The sequence below is a fragment of the Clostridium algoriphilum genome (assembly GCF_020443705.1).
GTDB classification, from domain to species: Bacteria; Bacillota; Clostridia; order Clostridiales; family Clostridiaceae; genus Clostridium_AD; species Clostridium_AD algoriphilum.
On sequence record NZ_JAIZZK010000001.1, the window covers coordinates 79,991 to 104,571 of the forward strand.

Here is a 24,581-nt window from a genome sequence, read left to right on the forward strand (position 1 = left end):
AGCAAGACACACAATGATTTAAAATTCAAAGATAAACATATATTTGACATATATGTTTATTTTGATTACATTATAAATTAATGGTACAATCTATGCATGTGTTGTTTCTCGCTCGTATTTAATTTGCGAAATAAAGGTTATTTATAATATGAAAGGAATAAAACTATGGAATATATGAATATTAATGGTGAAAAATATAATTTTATTATTGGAACTAGTGAAAACGATAAATATAGAATGAGCTTTAATGCTTTAACTCAGAAAACATTTGGATTTAGTTTTGAAGAATGGTTTCAAGACGGATACTGGAAAAATCAATACATACCCTATTCACTCATGGATGGAGATGTGGTTGTTTCCAATGTATCAGTTAATATAATGGATTTTGAAGTTTTTGGAAAAATAAAACGATATATTCAGTTAGGAACGGTGATGACTGATATTGCTTATAGAGATAAGGGATTGCTTCGAGTAATCCTGGAAAAAGTCATTGTGGAATGGCAAGATAAATGTGATTTGCTTTATCTATTTGCCAATGACTCTGTCCTTAATTTTTATCCCAAATTTGGTTTTACTAAATTGAACCAATATCAATGTACAAAATTAATAAGTAAAAAGGATAAAGACGGATTTGTGAAAAAATTAAATATGTCTGATGAATGCGACAGAGCGTTAGTGTATGATAAAGCAAATGTTCTATCTTCATTAGCCAAAATTTTTATATGTGGTAACGCAGAATTGATTATGTTTTACTGTACTTTGTTATTGAATGACAGTGTTTATTACATTCAAGATTATGATGCAGTTGTAATCGCAAATTTTGTTGAGGATACAATAGACGTATTAGGCGTTTTTTGCACAGAAGAAGTTTCTTTAGATAAAATACTCAATTATTTGGTAAATGAAAACATAAAAAGAGTGAAACTTTATTTTACACCAAAAGAAATAGATTCTTATATAATTACGCTACTAGAGGGAGAAGATACTTTATTTGTTCTAGGAAAGGATACAATGTTACTTGCAGATAATCAATTTATGTTTCCAAAGTTATCCCACACTTAATGGATAAATATTGAGCATAATGTGTTGTTATGTTAATTCTCTATCTTCTTATATTGTTCTACAACTACCCAAAATAATAACTACCAAGTTTATTATTTTGGGTAGTTATGTTTTGTAAAATAAGTGTAAAATATTATACATGGATATTGACACCTTCTTATATCATAAGTATATTTTAAATAATATTTTCTTATCATTATAATCTGTCATACTCCCATATTCTCATATCAGTATCTTGAACGCCTATATTAAGTTCTTCAGCATATTTTCTTATTATTTGACAAGTATGTCTAATGAAATTCCAATGGTGAAACAATGACCATTTATTTAGTATTATTGTATCAAGTAAAGAACAGATGATTTAAGATATTGCATCTATAGGGATTTAATATATTAGCAACAACATCAAACACGATATGCATAAAGCGAAAGATGAACTTGTTTGGGTTAAAGTTGTTAGTATTTTTCCAATTGCTACAAACAACACTAAAACTACACATGTAGTAAAATATTATAAAACTGAAGCTAATGAAGAGTATTGTTTATTTGAGTACGTTATGGATTGGAATAATGGCGGTACAGTAAATAATTTTTATGGAAATGAAACAAATTTACTTTTCAAATAGTTGTTATATTTATGCTCAAGATGTTACGGATTTAAATCGTTTTATATTATTTACAATGGGAAAAACAATTAAGATAAAAGTTGAAGAATTTATAAGCGAGCAGGAACAAAAGAATTATGAGGAGAACAAAATTTCAAGTAGATAAATAATGTATTATATAAATTAGTGAGGGGCTATATTTAAGAGTATCTATTAAGTTAGGTGCTTTTTTATGCTTAGAAATATTTGAGGATGATAATTTTCTAATGCAACATCTTCGTTTACTGCAACGTAGACCGCTTTTAAATCTTTTGCAATAGGATATACATTGCCTATTGCTTCCTTAATAAATAGATATTAGAACAATCAATTGATACCCTTTAAATCATTAACACATTCCCCTGAACCGTGGGTAGTATGGCTCCAATAAGCCTAATAACAATCAATGAGGAGTAACTCATACAATTGTGTGGAGGTATTTGCAAGCTGATCATCTGTAGCAGTTATGTATGATAACTACTAGTTGTAAGGTTGGATATAGACATTGTATCTTGTAGAATGTCTTGTGTATTATATAATTTACAAAAATATGAAAGTATCTAAAAAACTATGTGTTCATTAATGTTTAACTAAATGTGCATATAGCCATCGTTTTTATCATAAGTATGAATTAAGTTATAATATTTTTGTCATCATTATGTATGCTAAATTTTAACTCATATAAGATAAAGTTTAGCATATATATATTGTAGGTGATTTATTTAACATATTATGATTAGTTACTAAGAAAACAAAGGGATAAACAAAGGGGGATAAACTTATGTCATCTAATACATTAATAAGCAATATAAATAAACATATACAAGAAAATTTTTGGTTATATATTATAAGTATTCTTTGTGTATTTACAGGTATAATTTTAGGAATTTACAGTGTAAAATATATGGGACAGTCTGAAAGAAATGATTTGGTGAATTACTTGACAAATTTTGTTGATCCTTCAAATACAAGTGGAATTAGTTATAAATTAATATTCTTACAATCAATTAAGAATAATCTACCTGTGATCATTTTACTTTGGTTTTTAGGTTTAACTATAGTTGGGATACCAATAGTTATAATCATAGATTTATTAAAAGGATTTACTGTCGGATTTACATTTAGCTTCATGATAAGTGGGCTAGGGAAAAGTGGTATAGGAATTGCAATACTAGGGGTTCTTCCTCAAAACATAATTTATATTCCATGCATTGTTTTTGCATCTGTGGTCTCAATGGAATTTTCTATAATGCTGCTTAAAAACAAGTTTAATAAACAATGGACAAGTAGTACTTCTGGTAGAATATTATATTATAGTGTAATATTTATTATAATAATAGTTGTATTATTCATAGGGATTATTATAGAATCGTATATTGCACCATATTTTGTTAAAAATCTTATTAATAGTATGGGAAGCGTAAGTAAATGAAGAACAAGGATTTATTGCATTTTCTAATGCTAACAATAAAATGTTTTATTATTTTACTGGTAATTGGTATTTTAATGCCAAAAACAGTAGATTACTTGCTACAAAATTTAATTAGTAACACAAGAATTTACAAGAATAGTGTTCTAGTTTACAAATTAGTTGATAATAATTATAATTTAGTTTATAATTATATTCTTACATTCTATTTATTTTTTAGAGTATAACATATGTATAAATATTAAAATTCTCTATAATATAGGAGAAAAATTATGAATAAATTACTGACAATCTATATAGAAAATTTAACAGCTAATAAGTTAACCAAAAATACAGTTGAAGCATATACAAGGGATGTTAAACGTTTCATTAAGTTTTTGGAATGTAGAAATGAAAGTGTAGAACTCGCTGATTCTATAACAATTATGGCATATTCAGAGCAACTTAGAAAAGAAGGTTGTGCAAATAGTTCTATAGCAAGAAATATTGTTTCTGTTAGAAACTACTACAAATATCTTATAAAAAACGATTTTGCACAACATGACCCAACTGCCTATTTTTCTATTCCCAAAATCAAACGGAATATACCTCAAATTCTAACTATTAAAGAAATAGATGAGTTATTAAATCAACCCGATGGGATAACTGATAAAGGATGTAGAGACAAAGCAATGCTAGAACTAATGTATGCCACTGGCATAAAGGTTTCAGAACTCTTAAGTCTAACAATCTATGATATAAATTTAGAATTGCTATACATAAGGTGTAACAATGGTAAAAAAAATGAAAGAGTAATTCCTATAGGAACTCATGCGGTTAGTTGTCTGTCATTTTACTTAAAAATTAGAGCCAATATGAATGTACATAATCTAAGCTTGCTCTTTCTAAATATAAAAGGCGATAAGATGACAAGGCAAGGATTTTGGAAAATAATAAAAGAGTATGCTAAAATGACTAATATTCAAAAAACGATAAATTCATATACACTAAGACATTCGTTTGCCGTTCATTTATTGCAAAATGGTGCTGGTATATCTTCAGTTCAACAATTATTAGGTCACAATAGTATGTCTACAACCCAGATTTATTCTTCTGTAGTTAAAAAAAGTAAAATAGCAGAAATCTATAAGAATACTCATCCTAGAGCATAAGCTTATTTTATAGAAAGTCTTGTTATAGTGTTAGTTAGATATAAAAACATAAAAGTACTAAATATCAATAAAATATAAAAATAAAAATCCGCTTTCATTGATAATGAAAGCGGATTTTTATTTGTATTTTATGAATATAATAATTTTTTTATTTAATATAAATAAATAGTGATAATATTAATCTTTATTGGTAAAAATAATGTTATAAATTTTAAGCAATGCAGATAACATTAAAAATTGTTGTCTAGCGGAAAGGAAAACGAGGAGGATTTATATGAAAAGAAATTTTAAAAATGTGTTATGCTTAATTTTATCATTAATTTTTGCAACGCAGCTTTTTGGAATGACAGCTAAAGCAGAGGGAGAAACTAAGGATGATAAAGGGATTGTAGTAGATGCGAAATCAGCATTATTAATGGAGCCATCTAGTGGTAAAATAATATATGAAAAAAATTCCCATGAGAGATTTGCACCAGCATCAGTAACTAAAATAATGACTATGTTATTAGCAATGGAGGCTATAGATTCAGGTAAAATCAAATTACAAGACAAAATAACTGTAAGTGAAAATTCAAAGAAAATGGGTGGAAGCAGTATGATACTTGATACTGGAGAGGTTAGAACAGTGGAAGAAATCTTAAAAGGAATTGCAATTGCATCAGGAAATGATGCTGCAGTTGCAATGGCAGAATATTTAGGAGGTAGTGAAAGTAGTTTTGTAAATATGATGAATGAAAAATCAAAAAGCCTTAATATGAAAGATACTAATTTTAAAAACTGTACTGGGTTGCCTGCTGAAGGACATTATTCATCAGCGTATGATATATCAATTATGTCTAGAGAGTTACTAAAACATACTAAAATATTAAAGTATTCATCAACTTACATGGAAACTATATCAGAGGGTAGGAAAGCTCCAATAGGCCTTGTAAATCATAATAAGCTTGTCAGATTTTTTAATGGATGTGATGGACTTAAAACTGGTTTTACAAATGAGGCAAAATATTGTATATCTGCTACTGCAATGCGAAGCAATGTAAGAATGCTTGCAATAGTTATGGGTTCACCAACATATAAAATAAGAAATAACGATGCCAGTATGTTAATGAACTACGGGTTTTCTAAATTTGAAACTAAAAAATTAATAGTAAAAAATCAAGATTTAGAAAAAATAACTTTAAACAAAAAAGGTGATAAATTCCTTATAGCTAAAGCACAAGAAGATTTTCTTATAACTATTGAAAGAGGTAAAAAAAATAAAATAACTAAGAAGTTTGTTATAGCGCAGAATTTGAAAGAATATAAAAAGGATGCAACAATTGGATTTTGTGAAATATATAATGATAATAAATTATGTGGAAAGATAAGTATCTACAGTGATAGAAATATTAAAAAATCCGGGGTATGGGATAATTTAAAAAATAATTTTACAGAATTATTTGATAAAGCTATATAAAACCATAGCTTCTTTGCAAAAAAAATTGCTTAGAAGCTTTTTTTTTGTTGTTTTAAATATATAGAAAAATATACTTAATTAGTATAATTATCAAAACAACGGATTTAAACAATTATGTAAGTAACAAAACAACCTAAAATACTAACTAGTTATTTTTTAAAAGATGCATTATACTTAAAATAAGATAAATATAAAAAAACAAGATAATATAATATTTGCTTATAATTAATTGTTTAGGAGAGAGTGTACATGCCATTAAGTATAAAAGTAACTAATTTTGAAGGCCCATTTGATTTGTTATTACATCTTATTAAAAAAAATGAGATGAACATTTATGATATTAATATTGTAGAAATTACAAATCAGTATCTTGAATATCTTAAAAATATGAAGGAAATGGATTTAGAGGTGACGTCAGAATTTATTGTTATAGCTGCAACTTTAATTGAAATTAAATCAAAATATTTGTTGCCTAAACATAAAGAAGAGCATAACGAGGATGAAGAAAACGATGTGGAAAAGGAGTTATTAAATAAATTAATAGAATATAGAAAATATAAAGTCATAGCTGAAAATTTAAAGATGCTAGAGCAGGATGCAGGTATAATGATTAGTAAAAAACCTGAAATAATTGAAGAAGATAATAAAATCATAAAAGAAATAGATTTTCTTAAAAACATTACAATGATTGATTTGTATAATTCATATAATAATTTAATGCAAGAATACATAAATAAAATGAATACTAATAATATTATAGACAAGAAAATATTATTAGATGAATTCAAGATTGAAGATAAAATGGTTGAACTAAAGCATACTTTGGATTGTTTTGGTAAAGTACATTTTACAAAGTTAATTTATGGATATTCATCAAAGATAGAAGTTATTGTTACGTTCTTAGCATTACTTGAGTTAATTAAAATAAGGGGTGTAAGAGTAATTCAAGAAAGTAATTTTAAAGATATATATCTAGAAAGGGTAGATTAATATGAACGAATTTAATTTTAAGCAATTAGAGAGTGAAAAAGAATCAACTAAAATAAAATATTTTTCTATTATTGAATCCTTGTTGTTTGTTGCGGGAGACTTATTAAAGTTAACTGATATTGCAAGTATATTAGAGTGTAGCACTCCATTTACAAAAAAACTAATAAATGAGTTAAAAGAAAAGTATGAAGAAGAGTGTAGAGGAATTAAAATTATAGTAACAAATGATCAATATCAATTTGTTACAAAACCTTGCAATAGTGAATTTGTTCAAAAACTATTAAAGACAAATACTAGGCAATCGTTGTCTCAGGCTTCGCTTGAAACTTTGGCGATTATTGCATATAAACAACCAATTACGAGGGTTGAAATCGAGAATATAAGAGGTGTTAAAAGTGATAGGGCAGTTTATACCTTGTCAGAAAAAAAATTGATCGAAGAAAGTGGACGAAAAAATGTTCCAGGAAGGCCAATTATTTATGTTACCACAAATGAATTTCTTAAGCATTTTGACTTCCATAGTTTAGATGAAATGCCTTCTTTTGAAGAGTTCAATAAGACCAAATTACAACCGAATGTTGTTGATATCAATCAAACTGATTAATTGTTTTGAAAATCCATTACATATATATAACTATTAACCTCACTATAATAAAGGGTTTGTTAAAAACTCTCGTATGGTGGGGTTAATAGTTTTATTTTGAATTATTTAATTAGAAAAATTACTCGTCGCAATTTTCTTTTCCTTCACAATTTTCTTTTTCATCAGATGATGTATCTTTATTGGATTTATCTTTAAACATACCTTTAAGGATATCGAAAATTTGTGGTACAGTATCAACAATTTTATCATATGTATTTTGCTGATCTACAGACAATAATCTTATTGAATCATTTTTAACAACTAAAAATGCAACAGGTTTTACTGTGACTCCAGCTCCAGAACCACCACCAAAAGGATATTTATCACTTGAGTCAGAAGTTTTAATACTATTGAACTCACTACCACCTGATGCGAAACCAAAACATACTTTTGAAATAGGAATAATTGTAGTCCCGTCTACTGATTTTACAGGGTCCCCTACAATGGTGTTCACATCTATCATATCTTTTATACTTTCCATTGTGCTTTTCATTAAGTTTTCAATTGGATGATTATCCATGTACATTTCCTCCTTTATATTTCTTAAGATTAACTTTGTTATGTTTTATTTTTATAAGACAAAGACAGATTACAAATGTTATATTAATAATTTTTGCTAAATTGATGTAAATTATACTTGAAATTCCCATATTGAAATGATTTTTTTCAAAATGGGGGATAACTCTAAAATCCATGTTTTTAACTTTTACAAAATTTATTAAAATTTGATACAAAAGGCTATAAGTCGAGTGGATTAAGCCGTATAAGATTGCCACAAAGGCTGCATCATCAAATCCATATTCTAATTTAGTATTTAAAATTATTATTGGTTTAAATTTTAAATTCTTAATCTTATAAATAATCGATTCGATATCATTTAAAGACATAGATTCTAGAAAATTATATTTTGGCTCTGATACTAGATTATTTTTTAAGCCCAAGTTTAAAGGTTTCTTTTTCTTTAACTTTTTATTATATATGTAAATTTCCAAAACTTTGTTTGAGTATTTAAGAGTTATTTTAATAGGAATTGGAAATAATATAATTATTAGAGCTAAAAGAAACATGATAATATATTTAAACATCTTAACCTCCAAATCTATCTAATAATTGGTATTATACCCAAGTATTTATAAAAAAACCAACGAATTGGTATAATACTTGTTATTTGTATGTAATAAGAGGTTAAACTCAACAATTTAACAAAATTTTAAGAGAGGTGAAAATATGACAAAAAAATTCAAGGTATATTTATCATTATTTTTAGGTATGTTTTTGTTATTTACATCTTTAGTTCAAAATGTGTATGCTGATGATTTATATGTTAATGCAGTTAGTGCTATAGCATTAGATTGTGATTCAAAAATTGTATTGTATGAAAAAAATGCGTATACTCCAATTGAGATTGCAAGCACTACAAAAATAATTACGGCTCTTGTGGCAATTAAATGTGGAGATTTAAACAAAAAAATAACTATTTCAAAAAGAGCTGCAACTATACGTGGTTCAGAAATAGGATTGAAAGAAGGGGAAGTAATAACTCTCAGAGAGTTACTATACGGACTTTTGTTAAGGTCTGGAAATGATGCTGCAATTGCTATTGCGGAAGGAATTAGCGGGAGTGTAGATGAGTTTTTAAAGCTCATGAATGAATATGCTCTGGAAGTGGGGTTGTTAAATAGCCATTTTGAATCTCCTCATGGATTAGATAGTAGCAAACATTATTCCACAGCATATGATCTAGCTTTAATTACTGCTAAAGCTAAAGAAGTTAAATTTTTCAATGATATAGTAAGTTCTAAGGATATTAGTGCTACAGAAAATAACTTTAGTAGAAGTTATCATAATATAAATAAAATCTTATATCTTCTACCAAATTCAACAGGTGTAAAAACTGGGTTTACCGGAAAGGCAGGCAAATGTCTAGTAACTTCTGTTAAAATACAAAATAGGGATGTAATTATAATAACTTTAAACTGTACCCCTAGATGGAAGGAAACTGAGAAAATTAATAAGTATATTGAAAAAAATTATAAATATAAAAAATTAATAAGTAAAGGAGATGTTTTAGGCGAATTTAGTGTGAAAAATGGAATAGGTAATGTTGAAATGGTAAGCAAAAGAGATATTATAGTGCCTATAAAAAACAATCAAAAGATTGAAGTTAAAATTAAGAAACCTTTATATGAGGTTTATGCTCCTATAGATGACGGAGAAAACATAGGTAGGGCAGATATATATGCGAACAATAAACTTTTATTTACAGAAGCTCTGGTAACTAAAAAGAGGGTTAATAAGAAAAATAACTTTAGAATGAATTTTGATAAAATTAAAAATTTATTTGTTAAATACTAATAAAATATTATTCATTCTTATTTGAGTCATTAAGATATTTGAGATTACATCTCTTTTAAAAAAAGCATTTTAGTAACTCATTAAAATAGATTAATATATTAATCGTTATCCATAACATATGAAAGTATTAAATAAGATTTAAAGTATTATAACTAATTTGTAACAATATTGATATTTTGAAATATTTTAATAGTATAGTACTTTAGGAGGATAGGTTGATGAGTTATGAACCATACGATTGTATTGATGTAGGAAGTGAATTTTGTCCAAGATACACTAAACTGCGATAAGCAGTTTAGTGTTTTATTTTAAGGATAATAAATTAATATTTACTATCCCTTTATATCCATCCCAATAAATTTTGTCTACAACACTATTAATTATTAAACGTTTATCATTGAAATCTAAGAGATTAATTACTGATGAAAAACTATTTAAGGAATATAAAAATTTATTTACATTTGTTTTATTGTTTTTATATTTAAGGGAAATAGATTTTAAACTTTCATACTTAATTTTTAAATCCTCTAATTCAATTCCTAATTTGGAAATTTGAGGCCTTATATACTTTGATATTTCATTGTCTAATGATAACTGACTTACTAAAATATCTATCTGGGATTGTTTTATAGTAATTTGATCTGGTAAGTTATCTATTTCAGTTAACATTAAAGTATTTGTAGCTGTTTCCGATTTTATTTTATATAGTTCTTCGAGTAGAATGTGTTTGTCTATAGTAATACCTTTTAAATTATCTATAATTATCTTTTCAAGCTCATCTACTCGTATGTTAGGGTTTGTACATCGCAAGCCTTTTGAATAATCTTTTGTACTACAAACATAGTATTGAATTTTTTTATTGGTTTTTGCACTAATATGACCGTGTTTAACAATCATACTTTTACCACACTTAGAGCATTTTAAGGTTCCAGTTAGTAATGCGGCAGCTGAAGTTCCAAGCCTTGGAGCCTTGTTTTTATTAGCATCTAGTATCTTTTGAACATTAAGCCAACAAGAAGCATCAATAATGCCCTCATGAGTGGAAACCGCAGCTATCCATTCTGTTATGTCACGCCTAATTCTAGCACCCTTACTTTTATTATAAGTTAAGATACCATGTTTATCATCAGCTGTTCCCATTACATTCATACCAATAAAGCTAAGATGATTCAAAACATTATCATTTGCTCTAACATAGAGAGGATTTCTTAATATAAGCTGAATTCTTTTTTTATTAAAATCTACTCCATTTTTTGTTTTAATATTTTTACTGAAAATAAAAATAAAAACTTGACTGATAGATTTATATTGTAGATATTTGTTGTATATTAGTTTTACTACATCTAATTCATCTTTTACCTGCGATAGTGTGTACATAGTTTTCTCTTTGAACTGCGCATCTAAATAGGGTAACTTTTTACTTTCATAGCCCAGAGGGGTTTGACCACCTAGCCATCTTCCATTTTTGGCGAGTTCTAGCATATTGTCGCGAACTCGCTCACCGATAGTTTCTCTTTCAAGTTGAGCAAAAACAGAGGCAATATACATCATAGCGCGTCCCATAGGCGTTGAAGTATCAAATTGTTCATTAACACTTATAAAGCTTATATGCAGACTATCTAGTTCATTTATTAACGAAGTGAAATCAGAAATATTTCTACTAATTCTATCTAATCTATAACAGATAAGAACGTCAAATTTTTTTTGTTTTGCATCACTTAGCATTTTTTGGAATTGTGGTCTTTTTATATTTTTACCTGAGAAACCTTCATCTTCATATATTATAAATTTTTCAATGTTTAAATGACTCCCTTCACGTTTACATAACTCAATTTGATTAATTATAGATTCACCTTTTCCTGTAAATTTTGATTTTCTGGAGTATATAGCGGCAATTTTCAATTTATCTACTCCTTAATAATTAATGTTGAAGTCTATATATATCGTTTAAACTAATAAAAAATAGAAGTGTATATGTTATAAACTATAATATCTATTCCAATAAATATATGTATTTTGAAAAAAAAATATTACGCAAAATTTGTATATAACTAAATATAATGGCTGTATAAAAGTTTGGAACACTAAGTTTAAAGATGCATACTATAAAATAATAGCTGATTGGAGGACTATAAATGAAGGTAAACTCTATAATCCTTTTGAAATTAAATAAAAAAGAAGTAGAACTTTTAAATGAGCAATATACAAGGGATGTTGCAAAAATAATGTCTTCAGAGCTTTCACTGCAGGAAATAAACCAATTAATTGAACAGTTAACAATTAACTAAGGTTTATATAATATTAAATGTAGCACTATTATTCAAAATGGAATAAATGCACTACAGCAGAATAAAATATAAAGGGAAAGCTAAAAGATGATAACAAAATATATTTCAATAATCAAAAATGAACAATCTGAATATATTGGAACAAATCCTATTAAAAAATGATATACTATTATAATATTCAATACAACATTAAATGGAGATGATTTATATGAAGTTATGCGAAATATGTAAAAAAAATATAGCAATGATATTAACATCTAAAATTGAGAATGGAAAAACTGAAACTATAGGTTTATGTATAGAATGTGCCAAAAAGAGGGGAATCCCAGTTATGGATCAATTAATGCAGCAAGCTGGATTATCCTCAGAAGATATTGAAAGTTTAAATGAACAAATGGGAAATATGTTTAAAGACATGAATTTAGAAGATATGAATCTTGAAGAGCTAAATACAACAGACACAAATGTAGAAAATAGTGATGGAAAAAATATTATTGGTAATATTTTCAATGGATTATTTTCTGCTGAAGATAAAAATAGTGATTTTATAGAAGATGATATTGAGACTTCCTCAAAGATAAAAGAAACAAAAGAAGATAAATCAAAAAAGAACTGGTTTAAAAAGAAGAGAAAAAACTTAGATACATATGGAATAAACTTAACAGAAAAAGCTAACAAAAATGGTGTAGACAAGGTTGTTGGGAGATATAAAGAAATTGATCGTGTGGTACAGATTTTAAATAGAAGAAGTAAAAATAACCCTATATTAATTGGTGAAGCTGGTGTAGGTAAAACAGCTATCGCAGAGGGCCTTGCTGTAAGAATTGTAGAAAAACAAGTCCCAGAAAAATTATTTAATGCGGAAGTTTATCTACTTGACCTTACTGCAGTGGTTGCTGGCACACAATTCAGAGGACAATTTGAAAGCCGTATGAAGTCAATTATTGAAGAAGCTAAGGAAAGCGGAAATATTATATTAGTTATTGACGAGGTGCACAATATTATGGGCGCTGGTGAAGTTCAAGGTGGTGCAATGAATGCAGCTAATATATTAAAACCTGCTTTGTCAAAAGGGGAAATACAAGTTATTGGTGTAACAACCCTTGAGGAATATAGAAAATATATAGAAAAAGATGCTGCACTTGAGAGAAGATTTCAACCAGTCCTAGTTGAAGAACCTAGTATTGCTGAGACAATAGAAATATTAAAAGGAATACGAGGTTATTATGAAGAATATCATAAAGTTAAAATATCTGATGAAGTAATTGAGGAAGTTGTAAATTTATCGGAAAGATATATAACTGATAGATTTTTGCCAGATAAAGCAATTGATGTAATTGATGAAGCCGGTTCTAGAGCTAATTTAAAAAATAAAGGCCTGGTAGAACTTGCAGGATTAAAAGAGGAGTCAGTAAAAATTCAAACTGAGAAGAATGAGGCAGAGGATACTGGGAATTTTGAAAAAGCTGCTGAATATAGGACGAAGTTATGTAAAGTAAAAGAAGATATTAGTAAAACACAAAAAAAATGTAGTGATGTTCAAATTACTATAGAGGATATTGCTTTTGTAATTGAAACATGGACCAAAATCCCTATACAAAAGATTACAGAGAAAGAAGCAAAAAAATTATTAAATCTGGAAAGCAGGCTCCATAAACGAGTTATAGGTCAAAATGAAGCGATTAGGAGTTTGTCTAGAGCAATAAGGCGTAATCGTTCAGGGTTTAGAAAAAAGAAAAAACCATCTTCTTTTATATTTGTAGGACCAACAGGAGTTGGAAAAACAGAGCTAGTTAAAGCACTTTCTTGTGAGCTTTTTGGAAGTGAGGAAGCGCTAATTCGTATCGATATGTCTGAATATATGGAAAAGCATACAGTATCAAAATTAATTGGTGCACCACCAGGCTATATAGGGTATGATCAGGGTGGACAATTAACTGAAAAAGTACGAAGAAAGCCATACTCAGTAATTCTTTTAGATGAAATAGAGAAGGCTCATCCAGATGTATTTAACATGTTACTTCAGATTCTTGAAGATGGAATACTAACAGATAGTCAAGGTAGAACTGTTTTCTTTGAAAACACTGTAATTATTATGACATCTAATGCAGGCACTACGTTTAAAGCAAGTAGTATTGGTTTTGTACAAGGCGATTATGACATATTAGAGGCGCGTGTAAAGGATGCATTAAAAGAAGCATTTAAGCCTGAATTTTTGAATAGAGTAGACGAAATTATTGTGTTTACACCTCTTGAAAAGTTAGAACTTCGAAAAATAGTAGATTTAATGATTATGGAAGTAGTAGACGAGGTAAAAGAAAAGAAAATTACGTTGAATGTTTCAAAAGAAGTAGCTGACTTTATATTGAAAAAAGGATATGACGAGAAATATGGAGCAAGACCACTCAGAAGAACTATTCAAAAATATATTGAAGATGAGATTGCAGAGCATTATCTCCAAAATGAATTTAGCGAAGGGGCAGAGATATCTGTAGAACTAAAAGATAATAAAATAGTTATAATATAAAGTTCAAAAGCTGCTGAAGATTATTCAGCAGCTTTTGAACTTTATTTGTATCACTGTTCTATATTCTGTTTACTTACAGAATAGGATTTTTTGGAACTATAAAGTTTGTACTGCAGTTCAACATGGATGACTGAGTTGAGAATAACATCACATAAGAACATTGCAAATAAGATATCCATTATTACGTGCTGTTTAACAAATTCTGTAGATATAATAATAAGAAATCCTAGGATATTAACTGGAATTTTAATTGATTTTCTAGCATTAGTTGCATTAATGCCCTTAATAGCTAGGTATGCAGTTATAACATGTATGCTTGGAAAACAATTATATGGTTCATCGGAGTTATAAGTAAATAAGATTAGCTTTGAGAATATATCATTCCCTGTAACTATAGGCCTTGGAACAGTGGTTTGAAAAAAGTAATAAGTAATAAAAGCAGCAACATAACATAGGCATAAAGTAAGCATAATCTTATAATAAATTTTTCTGTTTTTAAAGCACAAATAAACAAAACAGAAGGCTAAGAAAAACCATAAAGTCATATATGGTATTATAAAAATCTTTATAAGTGGTAAAGATTTATCTAAATCGGTAGTAACATTATAAACTCCTCTTTGAGTATTATTTAGTGTCCAATAAAATAAATTAGAAAAAGGAATAGAACCAATAAGTATTAGCGGTAATAGTTTTTTAAATATATTTTTCAAGTCATCAGTCCTTTCTTCAAAGACTATTTTAACGGAAAATTACAATAGATACAATCATTTTTATAAAATATATTTATGATTATTATGTAATTATAACAAAAATTTAACAAATATCATAAACAATATACATATGCTTATCAAATATCGCAGTTTGGTGTCTCAATCATGTCCTTGCCATCTGGCAGAAACAGGAGACTGTATATTATGTTCACAGCTTGCAGGTGAAAATTTCTGCGATTGTGGTAATTGGAATGGAGTATGCATATATCAAGAATATGCTTCAAACAACTACAAAGCTAAAGAAAGTAGGAAATATTACAATTGCAAAATATTAGAGAAAAATAGATTTGAGGACAATGTTATTATATTTAAAGTAGAAGCAAGTGATAAATTGGTAAGTGAATTGGTTCAACCAGGAAGTTATATTTTTGCACGAAGGCCAGATACTGATACGAGGTTTGATACGCCAATATCAATAATGGATACTGATACGAAAAATAATACTATAACTATTGCTATAGAACTAAAAGGATCTAAAACAAAAGCATTAGATGTGTTAAAGTCAGGCGATGAACTGCTCGTAAAAGCACCATTTTGGAATGGCATTTTAGGACTGAAAAACATATCTACAATTAAGAATAGTAAATGCATAGTTGTAGCAAGAGGAATAGGGCAGGCACCAATGATACCACCGCTTAAGCATTTGCATGCAAATAACAATGAGATTATAGTTGTACTTGATAACTCCCCTTATAAAAACAGTTTTGTTAATGATTTTCTACAGAAATATGCATCAAAAATTATAGAGTGTAATACTATATGCCGTGGCATAATCACAGATGAATTTAAAAATACGTTGAATGATTTAATTAGTAATAATGATATTAGCTTAGTGCATTGTGATGCTACAGATATTTTAAATTATGAATTGATGAAGGTCGTAGAAGAGATAGATAAAAATATTAAATATTCTTGTTGTAATAATGCGAAAATGTGTTGTGGAGAAGGTATATGCGGATGTTGCACAAGAAAAAATAATGACCGTAAATTAAGGCGGCTCTGTAAAATGCAGACAGAACCTAAATATGTTTTAGAAGGGAGGAGAATATTTTGAAGGTTATCGTAATTGGTGGTGGATGGTCTGGTTGCAGCGCAGCAATCATAGCAAAAAAGGCTGGGGCAGAGGTTGTATTATATGAAAAAACAGATATGCTTTTAGGGCTTGGCAATGTAGGTGGTATCATGAGAAATAACGGAAGATATACTGCATCAGAAGAAATGATAGCACTCGGGGCAGGAGATTTAATACATTTGACTGACGAAAATAGTAGACATAAAAATATTGATTTTCCGGGGCATAAACATGCCTGGCTTTACGATGTAAACAAAATTGAACCAGCAGTAACAAATTATTTAAAAGCCATGGATATAGAAGTGAAAATTATTACAAGAGTAGTAGACGTTGAAAAAGAAGGTAATAAAATAAAAGGAATATATCTTTCAGATGGGGAGTATGTTGAAGCAGATGTATTCATAGAAACCACAGGTTCAACAGGTCCAATGGGTAACTGCTTAAAATATGGAAATGGATGTTCAATGTGTATTTTAAGATGTCCAGCGTTTGGGCCAAGAGTAAGCATAAGCTACAGAGCAGGAATTGAAGATCTAAAAGGAGAAAGAGAAGAAGATGTATATGGAGCTTTTAGCGGTTCTTGTAAATTAGCTAAGGATTCTTTAGCTGATGATGTTATAAAACAACTGGATGAAATAGGAGTAGTTGTATTAAAGGTTCCAAAAGAAGATGTAAATTTAGATAAACTTAAACTAAAGGTATGTCAGCAGTATGCTCTTAAAGAGTTTGCTGAAAATATGATCCTATTAGATACAGGTCATGCTAAATTAATGACTTCATATTACCCATTAGAAAAGTTGAGGAAAATTAAAGGGCTTGAAAATGCAAAATATATAGATCCGTATGCAGGGGGAAAGGGAAACTCCATAAGATACTTATCTGTAGCTCCAAGAGCAAACAATATGAAGGTTATAGGACTAGATAATTTGTTCTGTGCAGGTGAGAAGGCTGGTTTATTTGTAGGCCACACAGAAGCCATATTAACAGGGGCTTTGGCAGGTCACAATGCAATAAGAAACTATCTAGGAATGACTCTTTTGATATTACCAAGGTCACTAGCCGTTGGAGATATAATAGCTTATGCAAATGAAAAAATGAACTCTAAAAAAGGGCGAACAAACAGATATACCTTTGCGGGAGCGGAGTATTTTAAGAGAATGCAGGAACTAGGACTTTATACTTTGGATATAGATGAGATTAATGGAAAAGTGGAGAAATTAAATTTAACTAATATATTTAGTGAAAAACTTATATAGATTAAGAAAGTTAGTAGTATATTTTACAAGGTAATACACACAATACTCTTATGTGGAAAAGATTTATTATATATGGACTTTTAGGTCTATTGGCAGAAGTTTTGTGGAATGGTTTTGGAGCTATGCTTAAGGGTGATGTATTACTTAGGGGTACTACCTGTATCTGGATGTTTCCTATATATGGGCTTGCTATATTTCTTGAGCCTGTGCATTATAGGATAAAACATCTTCCGCTTATAGTTAGGGGAGGCATATATATGGTTCTTATATTTGCAGTAGAATTAATTAGCGGACTACTGCTTAGGTTGATCTTAGGTGAATGCCCTTGGAATTATGTAAATAATACATTGTCAATAGGCGGAATAATTACATTGAGTTATGCACCAGTATGGATTGCCTATGGGATTATGTTCGAAAAAATACACGATGTAATAATGCGAATTGAGAACAGTCTTAATGGTAATGTTAATTAGGGTTAGACTTTATACCCAATCTATAAAAACTCGATGTAATAAATTCAATGTAACAGTTACATTGAATTTATTACATCGAGTTTCATTTACTTATAATAATAATAAAAAAAGGTCAAACACTTATTATTTTTATTATAAGTACATTTCAAAATTATATATACATTAAATTATGATGTAAAAGTAAGTTAAAAGTAACCATATAACATTTTATAAGCATAGTAAAGTAATAATATAGCTAGAAAACCGACAATAATCCAAAAAAACATTAATTTATGATTGGATCTTTTCGGCTTTGGAGTGAAAATATCAACAATTTTATTAAGTGGTTCATTTATTTCTGAATGTATTATTTTTTCGAATTCTTTATTCATTCAATTCACCTCATCAATTATTTATTAATATATATATATTATTTATACATAAATTAATATACCATATATATATAAATTATAAGTGAAGATGATAGGTATAATAAATATTACATGTAGGGAAAATAATAAGGTGCAACAAAATAATTTAATTTGAAGGGAGTTTTAAAGATGCCGGATCATCAACATATTGGAGGTAGCAAAAATAGTAATATCGATGTTAAACGTGACAATAAAAGTAAACCTAAAAAAAGTAATGGAGATAAGAAAAACCCACCTTTGTATAAAAACTTTAATGGGGAAACACTTGATTAAATAATAAAATTATTGGCTAGTATTATATGTGTAAATAGTGTTTTCAAGAAGGACATTAGTTAAAGGAGGGATAAGTATATGCAAAAAGGTAAAAAAAGTGAAGTTAATAGTCAAGAAGTTAATATTGGAACTAAAAGAACAGTTGCTAGCGATAATCAAAAAGATATGAAAAAAAGAAAAAAATAAAATAAATTTTAAAAGTATACATCTATATATAGAAAAGGAGGTAATTTGATGGCAAATCAGGGAGAAAATTTTATGAATGAAGGTTATAAGATAATGAAGTTTGAACGTGATATTGATAAAGTTACTGGCCAGGAGATAGGAAAAATTGAAGTAAAGGCTTTAGATGGCCAAAGGAAGTATATAACTTTAGATGATAATGCTGCAGATGAGATAGAAAAAAACTTGTTCAAATATCTAAAAAGCAAATAATGCCAATAGATATTCTGTTGCATTCATAAACAATAATGTTGAATTAGTTATGATATAATAACAATAAAAAGTATTACAATTTTAAAAATAAGATATACTTATAACAATAGGTATATCTCATTTTTCGTTAATTTTAGTATAAGATATTATTTAACCGCATGATCGAGTTTTAGGAGGAATTATAAATGAAAAAAGTTGTGGTCATTTTTAATGGAGGCACTATTTCCATGACAGTTGATCCAAGAATAAGGGCAGCTGTACCAACTTTAAATGGAGAAGAAATAATGTCTATGGTTACAGGTATTGAAAATTATGCTGAGATAGAATCACATACATTTTCAAGTCTGCCAGGACCTCATGTGACACCTGAACTAATGATGGATTTGTCTAAGTATGTGCAAAGTTTTTTAAGTAGAGAGGATATATGCGGCGTTGTAGTAACCCATGGAACAGATAATCTTGAAGAAACAGCATATTTATTAGATATAACTATCAACAACCCAAAGCCTGTGATAGTTACAGGTTCAATGAGAAATAGTTCGGAACTAGGGTATGATGGACCAGCAAATTTATCAGCATCTATTTGTACTGCTATTTCAATGGAGGCACGTAATAGGGGGGTACTCGTGTGCTTAAATGATGAGCTTAATTGTGCTGGTGAGGTTACTAAATCACATTCAATGCACTTAAATACTTTTCAAAGCCCCGAGTTTGGCCCTATAGGGATTATAGATAATAATGAAGCAATATTCTATAGAGATAACTTAAAGAAAGGGCATATAATAACAGATATAATAGAAACTAGAGTAGATTTAATAAAAGTTTGTTCCGGTATGGATTCAAAATTAATTGATTTTTGCGTGAAGGAAGGCGCTAGAGGCATTGTTATTGAAGCTATGGGAAGAGGTAATATTCCACCTGAAATGGCAGAGGGGGTAAAAATAGCTATAAAAAAAGGTGTTGTGGTTGTTATGGTATCTAGATGCTTTGAAGGAAGAGTATTGGATTCTTATGGGTATCCTGGGGGAGGAAAAGAACTTAGAAATGCTGGAGTGATTTTTGGAGATAGCCTGCCAGGTCAAAAGGCTAGAATTAAACTTATGCTTGCACTCGCTAGTACAACAAATAAAGAAGAAATTGAATATATGTTTGAATGTGGAAGATATAAAAACCGAATTTCATAAGATGAATAGTAATAAATATTCGTGCTGATATTGACGTGAATGACGATTTAAGATATTATGTTTGTATAAAATTAAATGTCTATAATGGGTTTTCTAAAACCTAGTGCATTATTTTTGTATAACCAAGCTATCATAAAATACATAATTGGGGGTAAATATGAAATCATCAAAAGACAAAAAGAAAGATTCGATATTTGAGAGACTTTTTAAACTAAAAGAGAACAAAACGACAATTAAGACAGAAATACTTGCGGGTATAACAACATTTATAACCATGGCATATATTATATTTGTAAACCCTAATATCCTTAAATTTGCTGGTATGAATTTACCTGGGATAAAGGGAGATGGGGCAGCAGCTTTTAATGCCTTAAATGATCCAGTTGTAGCATCAGTTTTTGCAGCTACATGTCTTGCAGCGGCTGTAGGTACATTTGTAATGGCTTTCTATGCTAATTTGCCATTTGCACAGGCACCAGGTATGGGATTAAATGCATTCTTTACTTATAGTGTATGTTTAACACTCGGATATACATGGCAACAAGCATTGGCAGCAGTTCTTTTGTCGGGAATATTATTTATAATAATAACTCTTACATCAATTCGAGAAAAAATAGTAGATGCATTACCACAAAATTTAAAACTTGCTATTTCAGGTGGTATTGGTCTGTTTATAGCACTTATCGGTTTTAAAAGTGGTGGAATCATTGTAGGAAGTAAAGAAACTTTAGTAACATTCGGTAATCTTACAACTCCAAGCGCAATAGTAACTTTAATAGGCATAACTGTTACAGCAATACTTATGGCTAGGAAAGTAAAGGGATCTATCTTAATCGGAATTGTTATAACTGCAATGGTAGGGATTCCGTTAGGAATTACAAAACTTTCAGGCGTTCATGTATTTAGTGCGCCACCATCTCTTGCACCGACATTTATGCAGTTCGATTTTGCAGGTCTTTTAGGAGTAGGTGCTGCTAAGGGGATTTTTTCAGCAGTTATGAGTGTAGTAATGGTTGTAATAACCTTTAGTTTAGTAGATTTATTTGATACTATTGGAACACTTGTAGGAACAGCAACAAAAGCTAAGATGCTTGACGAGAATGGACGAGTATTACATATGAACAAGGCACTAATGTCAGATGCGTTAGCAACTACAGCAGGAGCAATTATGGGAACAAGTACTGTAGTAACCTATGTTGAATCTACAGCAGGAGTTTCTGAAGGTGGAAGAACAGGACTAACCTCCGCCACCGTAGGAGTGCTATTTTTATGTTCATTATTTTTCAGTGGACTTGTAGGAATAGTACCCCCTGAAGCTACTGCACCAGCACTTGTAATAGTTGGAGTGCTTATGATGAGTTCAGTAACAAAAATAAATTTTGAGGATTTTACAGAGGCACTTCCAGCATTCTTTACAATAGCAATAATGCCTTTTAGCTATAGTATAGCAAATGGAATAGCAGCAGGAATTATTTTTTATCCTATAGTAAAAATTGCAACGGGAAGGCGCAAGGAAGTAAGTCCTATAGTGTATGTATTAGCAGCATTATTTATTATTAGATTTATAATATTGCCTTAAATCACTAAATGTTTATGATACAATACAAGAATTAAACTAGCATCTATTTAATAGATATTTACAATATCTATTAAATAGATGTTTTTGTTTTTCTATAAAAAGTGTAACAAAGTTAATATTACTCGAATAAGATAATATAAAAATTATAAAAAGGGTGATATCATGAAAATAAATAATAGACTATCCAATATCGATGAATATCATTTTAAAAGTATTGATGACATAAAAAATAAAGCCATACTTTCTGGTAAAAAAATTATTGACTTAAGCATAGGAGATCCAGATTTAAGCGTTGATTCAAAAATAACAGATGCATTAATAGATGCGTTAAAAAACGAAAAATATCACAATTACCCTCCATATGATGGAATAATTGAACTAAAAGAAGCGGTTATAAAGTACTATAATGAGGTTTATTCTGTAAGCTTAAATTTAGATGAAGTAATAATCCTTATAGGGTCCAAAGAAGGTATAAGCAATGTAATCCCAGCTGTTTGTGATATAGGCGATTGTGTAATAGTGCCTGAACCTGCATACCCTGTTTACAGTATTTGTTCAAAGCTTTGGGGATGTATACCTTATACCGTCCCTTTAACGCAAAGCAATGGATATATGCCTAATCTTGATATTATTCCTGAAAATATAGTTAATAAATGCAAGCTGATGTTTATAAATTATCCCAATAATCCAACAGGGGCGGTAGCGAGTTGTGAGTTCTATAAGCGTATTATAAAGTTTTCTTATGATAATAATATTGTTTTATGTAATGATTCAGCATATAATGAAATAATTAAGGTAGATAAGAAAGCTATTAGCCTTATGCAATACGATGTAAAAAGGCAATGTGTGGAGTTTGGAACTTTATCTAAAACTTACAATATGACAGGATATAGAATAGGGTATGCTGTAGGTAATGCTAAAGTAATAAATGCTCTTTTAAAAATAAAAAGTAATTGTGACTCTGGTCAATTTATTCCAGTTCAAAAGGCCGCAATTGCTGCTCTTAATTTAGAACGTGATTATGTTCAGAATATAAGAAAAACATATGATGAAAGACGTGAAGTTGCTAAAAGTATTCTACTAGAAAAAAATATTGATTTTTTTGATACTGAGGCTACTTTTTATTTGTGGTGCAAAACACCTAAAAACTATACTACAAAGGAGTTTTGTGAAGAATTATTAATTAATAATGGAATTGTGGTTACTCCTGGAAATGTATTTGGGAAACTTGGATACGATTATTTCCGTATAGCATTGACTAAAGATAAGCTTATTATTGAAGAAGCTTTAAAATCTTTGAAAAAATGTGGTGATTAGTATTATTATTGGTATAATATAAACTATATAGGAAATATTTTATTATAAGTATAAATTTTTTTAAAATACATGGAATTAGAGTTTAACGACAGTTTAGAAGGAAAGTCTCCTACTTCTATAAGCGGGGGGATAACAATTGACAATTGTTATCCCCCCAGAGACATACAAGGAGGATACATACTATAACAAAGATAAAACTTCAGTAGGAGTATAAATCTTATTTTAAAGTCGTTAATATTGAGCAACTGTAGATTATAATTATACATTATTCTAAAAATAATCGTAATAAAAATGGAAACTTATAGTTTTAGCTTGAAACTTGGGTAATAGTTTATGTATAATTAATAGGGATTCACAATGAACATTGGAAGGATGCGATGTTATGATTAGGAGTATGACTGGGTTTGGGAGAGGAAACTCTGAAAAAGATGGTAAAAGCTTTACAATTGAAATTAAAAGTGTTAATCATAGATATTTTGAAACTAATATAAGAATGCCTAGAGTATTAATAGCTTTTGAAGACAAAATCAGAAAAATAATTGGTGAAAAAGTAAAAAGAGGGAAGCTTGATGTTTTTGTAACTCAAGGCAATTATGAAAAAGAAAATGTTGCAGCATATTTAAATGAAAAGTTAGCTGAGAGTTATATAAGTTGCTTTCAAATTTTAAGAGATAAATATAATCTAGCAGATGATATATCAGTTGGTACAATAGCTAGATTGCCTGAGGTAATAACGCTTAAACAAAAGGAAGAAGATGTTTCAGAAACCTTTGATCAGATTGAATTATCACTAACAAAGGCGCTTGAAGCTCTTCTTTTTATGAGAGAAAGAGAAGGCAAAAAATTACTAGAGGATGTAATGCACAAATGTGACTTAATTCATAGCTTGGTTGACAAAGTTAAAGAAAGAGCACCACTCGTTGTTTTTGAGTATAAGGCAAAACTAACTCAAAGGTTAAATACTCTGCATAAGGAAATTGATTTTGATGAAAGTAGAGTTGCTATGGAAATTGCAATATTTGCTGATAAAGTTGGAATAGATGAAGAAATTGTAAGATTAAATAGCCATATAGTTCAGATGAGGGAAACTTTAATATTAAATGAACCTGTTGGACGGAAACTTGATTTTATTATTCAAGAGATGAATCGAGAAACTAATACTATAGCCTCAAAAGCAAATGATTTAGAAATTTTAAATACAGTAATAAATATGAAAAGTGAAATAGAAAAAATTAGAGAACAAATACAAAACATAGAATAAACAGGA

The 24,581-nt window shown here is 29.0% G+C and carries 24 protein-coding genes; 19 read left to right on the forward strand and 5 right to left on the reverse strand.

Annotation, left to right across the window (positions count from 1 at the left end):
• The first annotated feature begins 165 nt into the window (after positions 1 to 165).
• From LGK95_RS00430 to scpB, 7 genes are all read left to right on the forward strand, one after another.
• The gene (locus LGK95_RS00430) at positions 166 to 1,062 is read left to right on the forward strand and encodes a GNAT family N-acetyltransferase (RefSeq protein ID WP_226121042.1); all 897 of its coding nucleotides are present in this window, start codon (positions 166 to 168) and stop codon (positions 1,060 to 1,062) included.
• A 416-nt stretch (positions 1,063 to 1,478) separates the two neighbouring features.
• A complete protein-coding gene (locus tag LGK95_RS00435) occupies positions 1,479 to 1,688 on the forward strand; it encodes a hypothetical protein (RefSeq protein ID WP_226121044.1) in 210 nt (69 codons plus the stop codon).
• Between the two features lie 799 nt (positions 1,689 to 2,487).
• Entirely contained in the window at positions 2,488 to 3,138 is a 651-nt protein-coding gene (gene spoIIM / locus LGK95_RS00440; protein ID WP_226121046.1) for a stage II sporulation protein M, read from the forward strand.
• Positions 3,139 to 3,407: 269 nt separating this feature from the next.
• Positions 3,408 to 4,286, forward strand: coding sequence for a tyrosine recombinase (locus tag LGK95_RS00445; RefSeq protein ID WP_226121048.1), 879 nt, complete (start codon positions 3,408 to 3,410; stop codon positions 4,284 to 4,286).
• A gap of 274 nt (positions 4,287 to 4,560) precedes the next feature.
• Positions 4,561 to 5,742, forward strand: coding sequence for a D-alanyl-D-alanine carboxypeptidase family protein (locus LGK95_RS00450; RefSeq protein ID WP_404814383.1), 1,182 nt, complete (start codon positions 4,561 to 4,563; stop codon positions 5,740 to 5,742).
• A gap of 249 nt (positions 5,743 to 5,991) precedes the next feature.
• The gene (locus tag LGK95_RS00455; RefSeq protein WP_226121050.1) at positions 5,992 to 6,732 is read left to right on the forward strand and encodes a segregation/condensation protein A; all 741 of its coding nucleotides are present in this window, start codon (positions 5,992 to 5,994) and stop codon (positions 6,730 to 6,732) included.
• 1 nt (position 6,733) lies between these two features.
• The gene (gene scpB / locus LGK95_RS00460; RefSeq protein ID WP_226121052.1) at positions 6,734 to 7,336 is read left to right on the forward strand and encodes an SMC-Scp complex subunit ScpB; all 603 of its coding nucleotides are present in this window, start codon (positions 6,734 to 6,736) and stop codon (positions 7,334 to 7,336) included.
• A gap of 118 nt (positions 7,337 to 7,454) precedes the next feature.
• Here scpB and ytfJ read toward each other — a convergent pair whose 3' ends face one another.
• A complete protein-coding gene (ytfJ, locus tag LGK95_RS00465) occupies positions 7,455 to 7,895 on the reverse strand; it encodes a GerW family sporulation protein (RefSeq protein ID WP_226121054.1) in 441 nt (146 codons plus the stop codon).
• Positions 7,888 to 8,460 (reverse strand): DUF2953 domain-containing protein, encoded by a 573-nt coding sequence (locus tag LGK95_RS00470; RefSeq protein ID WP_226121056.1) that lies wholly within the window; start codon positions 8,458 to 8,460, stop codon positions 7,888 to 7,890. The genes ytfJ and LGK95_RS00470 overlap by 8 nt, the downstream gene beginning before the upstream one ends.
• A gap of 142 nt (positions 8,461 to 8,602) precedes the next feature.
• On the opposite strand from LGK95_RS00470, the gene LGK95_RS00475 reads away from it, so the two are divergent.
• Positions 8,603 to 9,730, forward strand: a complete 1,128-nt coding sequence (locus LGK95_RS00475; RefSeq protein ID WP_226121058.1) for a D-alanyl-D-alanine carboxypeptidase family protein — start codon at positions 8,603 to 8,605, stop codon at positions 9,728 to 9,730.
• A gap of 303 nt (positions 9,731 to 10,033) precedes the next feature.
• On the opposite strand, the gene LGK95_RS00480 is transcribed toward LGK95_RS00475, so the two are convergent.
• On the reverse strand, positions 10,034 to 11,632 hold the full coding sequence (locus LGK95_RS00480) for a recombinase family protein (RefSeq protein ID WP_226121060.1): 1,599 nt from the start codon (positions 11,630 to 11,632) through the stop codon (positions 10,034 to 10,036).
• Between the two features lie 233 nt (positions 11,633 to 11,865).
• Between LGK95_RS00480 and LGK95_RS00485 the strand changes: the two genes are divergently transcribed.
• Positions 11,866 to 12,018: a hypothetical protein gene (locus tag LGK95_RS00485; protein WP_226121061.1), complete on the forward strand. Its 153-nt coding sequence runs from the start codon at positions 11,866 to 11,868 to the stop codon at positions 12,016 to 12,018.
• Between the two features lie 208 nt (positions 12,019 to 12,226).
• The gene (locus LGK95_RS00490) at positions 12,227 to 14,545 is read left to right on the forward strand and encodes an ATP-dependent Clp protease ATP-binding subunit (protein WP_226121064.1); all 2,319 of its coding nucleotides are present in this window, start codon (positions 12,227 to 12,229) and stop codon (positions 14,543 to 14,545) included.
• A 50-nt stretch (positions 14,546 to 14,595) separates the two neighbouring features.
• On the opposite strand, the gene LGK95_RS00495 is transcribed toward LGK95_RS00490, so the two are convergent.
• Positions 14,596 to 15,255: a phosphatase PAP2 family protein gene (locus LGK95_RS00495; RefSeq protein WP_226121066.1), complete on the reverse strand. Its 660-nt coding sequence runs from the start codon at positions 15,253 to 15,255 to the stop codon at positions 14,596 to 14,598.
• A gap of 130 nt (positions 15,256 to 15,385) precedes the next feature.
• Here LGK95_RS00495 and LGK95_RS00500 point away from each other — a divergent pair, with 130 nt between their 5' ends.
• From LGK95_RS00500 to LGK95_RS00510, 3 genes are read left to right on the forward strand one after another with little or no spacing between them, the layout of a single operon-like run.
• The gene (locus tag LGK95_RS00500; protein WP_226121068.1) at positions 15,386 to 16,369 is read left to right on the forward strand and encodes a sulfide/dihydroorotate dehydrogenase-like FAD/NAD-binding protein; all 984 of its coding nucleotides are present in this window, start codon (positions 15,386 to 15,388) and stop codon (positions 16,367 to 16,369) included.
• Positions 16,366 to 17,643 (forward strand): FAD-dependent oxidoreductase, encoded by a 1,278-nt coding sequence (locus LGK95_RS00505; protein ID WP_226121070.1) that lies wholly within the window; start codon positions 16,366 to 16,368, stop codon positions 17,641 to 17,643. The genes LGK95_RS00500 and LGK95_RS00505 overlap by 4 nt, the downstream gene beginning before the upstream one ends.
• Before the next feature lie 50 nt (positions 17,644 to 17,693).
• Entirely contained in the window at positions 17,694 to 18,116 is a 423-nt protein-coding gene (locus tag LGK95_RS00510; protein WP_226121071.1) for a putative ABC transporter permease, read from the forward strand.
• 185 nt (positions 18,117 to 18,301) lie between these two features.
• On the opposite strand, the gene LGK95_RS00515 is transcribed toward LGK95_RS00510, so the two are convergent.
• Positions 18,302 to 18,487, reverse strand: a complete 186-nt coding sequence (locus LGK95_RS00515; protein ID WP_226121073.1) for a hypothetical protein — start codon at positions 18,485 to 18,487, stop codon at positions 18,302 to 18,304.
• A 150-nt stretch (positions 18,488 to 18,637) separates the two neighbouring features.
• On the opposite strand from LGK95_RS00515, the gene LGK95_RS00520 reads away from it, so the two are divergent.
• The 6 genes from LGK95_RS00520 to LGK95_RS00545 all read left to right on the forward strand — a co-directional run bounded on the left by LGK95_RS00520 (position 18,638) and on the right by LGK95_RS00545 (position 24,575).
• The gene (locus tag LGK95_RS00520) at positions 18,638 to 18,799 is read left to right on the forward strand and encodes a hypothetical protein (RefSeq protein WP_226121075.1); all 162 of its coding nucleotides are present in this window, start codon (positions 18,638 to 18,640) and stop codon (positions 18,797 to 18,799) included.
• A 234-nt stretch (positions 18,800 to 19,033) separates the two neighbouring features.
• Complete coding sequence (locus LGK95_RS00525) at positions 19,034 to 19,234, forward strand: hypothetical protein (protein WP_226121077.1); 201 nt, start codon at positions 19,034 to 19,036, stop codon at positions 19,232 to 19,234.
• Between the two features lie 185 nt (positions 19,235 to 19,419).
• On the forward strand, positions 19,420 to 20,418 hold the full coding sequence (locus LGK95_RS00530) for an asparaginase (RefSeq protein ID WP_226121079.1): 999 nt from the start codon (positions 19,420 to 19,422) through the stop codon (positions 20,416 to 20,418).
• A 157-nt stretch (positions 20,419 to 20,575) separates the two neighbouring features.
• The gene (locus LGK95_RS00535) at positions 20,576 to 21,997 is read left to right on the forward strand and encodes an NCS2 family permease (RefSeq protein WP_226121081.1); all 1,422 of its coding nucleotides are present in this window, start codon (positions 20,576 to 20,578) and stop codon (positions 21,995 to 21,997) included.
• Between the two features lie 162 nt (positions 21,998 to 22,159).
• Positions 22,160 to 23,314 carry an aminotransferase class I/II-fold pyridoxal phosphate-dependent enzyme gene (locus tag LGK95_RS00540; protein WP_226121083.1) on the forward strand — a complete coding sequence of 385 codons (1,155 nt, stop codon included), beginning with the start codon at positions 22,160 to 22,162 and terminating at the stop codon, positions 23,312 to 23,314.
• A 382-nt stretch (positions 23,315 to 23,696) separates the two neighbouring features.
• A complete protein-coding gene (locus tag LGK95_RS00545) occupies positions 23,697 to 24,575 on the forward strand; it encodes a YicC/YloC family endoribonuclease (RefSeq protein WP_226121085.1) in 879 nt (292 codons plus the stop codon).
• The last annotated feature ends 6 nt before the right edge of the window (positions 24,576 to 24,581 follow it).

Coding starts and splice junctions, on each gene's coding strand:
- LGK95_RS00525 (WP_226121077.1), top strand. CDS start 19,034: ATGGCAAATCAGGGAGAAAATTTTATGAATGAAGGTTATAAGATAATG.
- LGK95_RS00455 (WP_226121050.1), top strand. CDS start 5,992: ATGCCATTAAGTATAAAAGTAACTAATTTTGAAGGCCCATTTGATTTG.
- ytfJ (WP_226121054.1), bottom strand. CDS start 7,895: ATGGATAATCATCCAATTGAAAACTTAATGAAAAGCACAATGGAAAGT.
- scpB (WP_226121052.1), top strand. CDS start 6,734: ATGAACGAATTTAATTTTAAGCAATTAGAGAGTGAAAAAGAATCAACT.
- LGK95_RS00500 (WP_226121068.1), top strand. CDS start 15,386: ATGCTTATCAAATATCGCAGTTTGGTGTCTCAATCATGTCCTTGCCAT.
- LGK95_RS00535 (WP_226121081.1), top strand. CDS start 20,576: ATGAAATCATCAAAAGACAAAAAGAAAGATTCGATATTTGAGAGACTT.
- LGK95_RS00530 (WP_226121079.1), top strand. CDS start 19,420: ATGAAAAAAGTTGTGGTCATTTTTAATGGAGGCACTATTTCCATGACA.
- LGK95_RS00475 (WP_226121058.1), top strand. CDS start 8,603: ATGACAAAAAAATTCAAGGTATATTTATCATTATTTTTAGGTATGTTT.
- spoIIM (WP_226121046.1), top strand. CDS start 2,488: ATGTCATCTAATACATTAATAAGCAATATAAATAAACATATACAAGAA.
- LGK95_RS00540 (WP_226121083.1), top strand. CDS start 22,160: ATGAAAATAAATAATAGACTATCCAATATCGATGAATATCATTTTAAA.
- LGK95_RS00490 (WP_226121064.1), top strand. CDS start 12,227: ATGAAGTTATGCGAAATATGTAAAAAAAATATAGCAATGATATTAACA.
- LGK95_RS00470 (WP_226121056.1), bottom strand. CDS start 8,460: ATGTTTAAATATATTATCATGTTTCTTTTAGCTCTAATAATTATATTA.
- LGK95_RS00450 (WP_404814383.1), top strand. CDS start 4,561: ATGAAAAGAAATTTTAAAAATGTGTTATGCTTAATTTTATCATTAATT.
- LGK95_RS00510 (WP_226121071.1), top strand. CDS start 17,694: ATGTGGAAAAGATTTATTATATATGGACTTTTAGGTCTATTGGCAGAA.
- LGK95_RS00435 (WP_226121044.1), top strand. CDS start 1,479: ATGCATAAAGCGAAAGATGAACTTGTTTGGGTTAAAGTTGTTAGTATT.
- LGK95_RS00545 (WP_226121085.1), top strand. CDS start 23,697: ATGATTAGGAGTATGACTGGGTTTGGGAGAGGAAACTCTGAAAAAGAT.
- LGK95_RS00445 (WP_226121048.1), top strand. CDS start 3,408: ATGAATAAATTACTGACAATCTATATAGAAAATTTAACAGCTAATAAG.
- LGK95_RS00430 (WP_226121042.1), top strand. CDS start 166: ATGGAATATATGAATATTAATGGTGAAAAATATAATTTTATTATTGGA.
- LGK95_RS00515 (WP_226121073.1), bottom strand. CDS start 18,487: ATGAATAAAGAATTCGAAAAAATAATACATTCAGAAATAAATGAACCA.
- LGK95_RS00485 (WP_226121061.1), top strand. CDS start 11,866: ATGAAGGTAAACTCTATAATCCTTTTGAAATTAAATAAAAAAGAAGTA.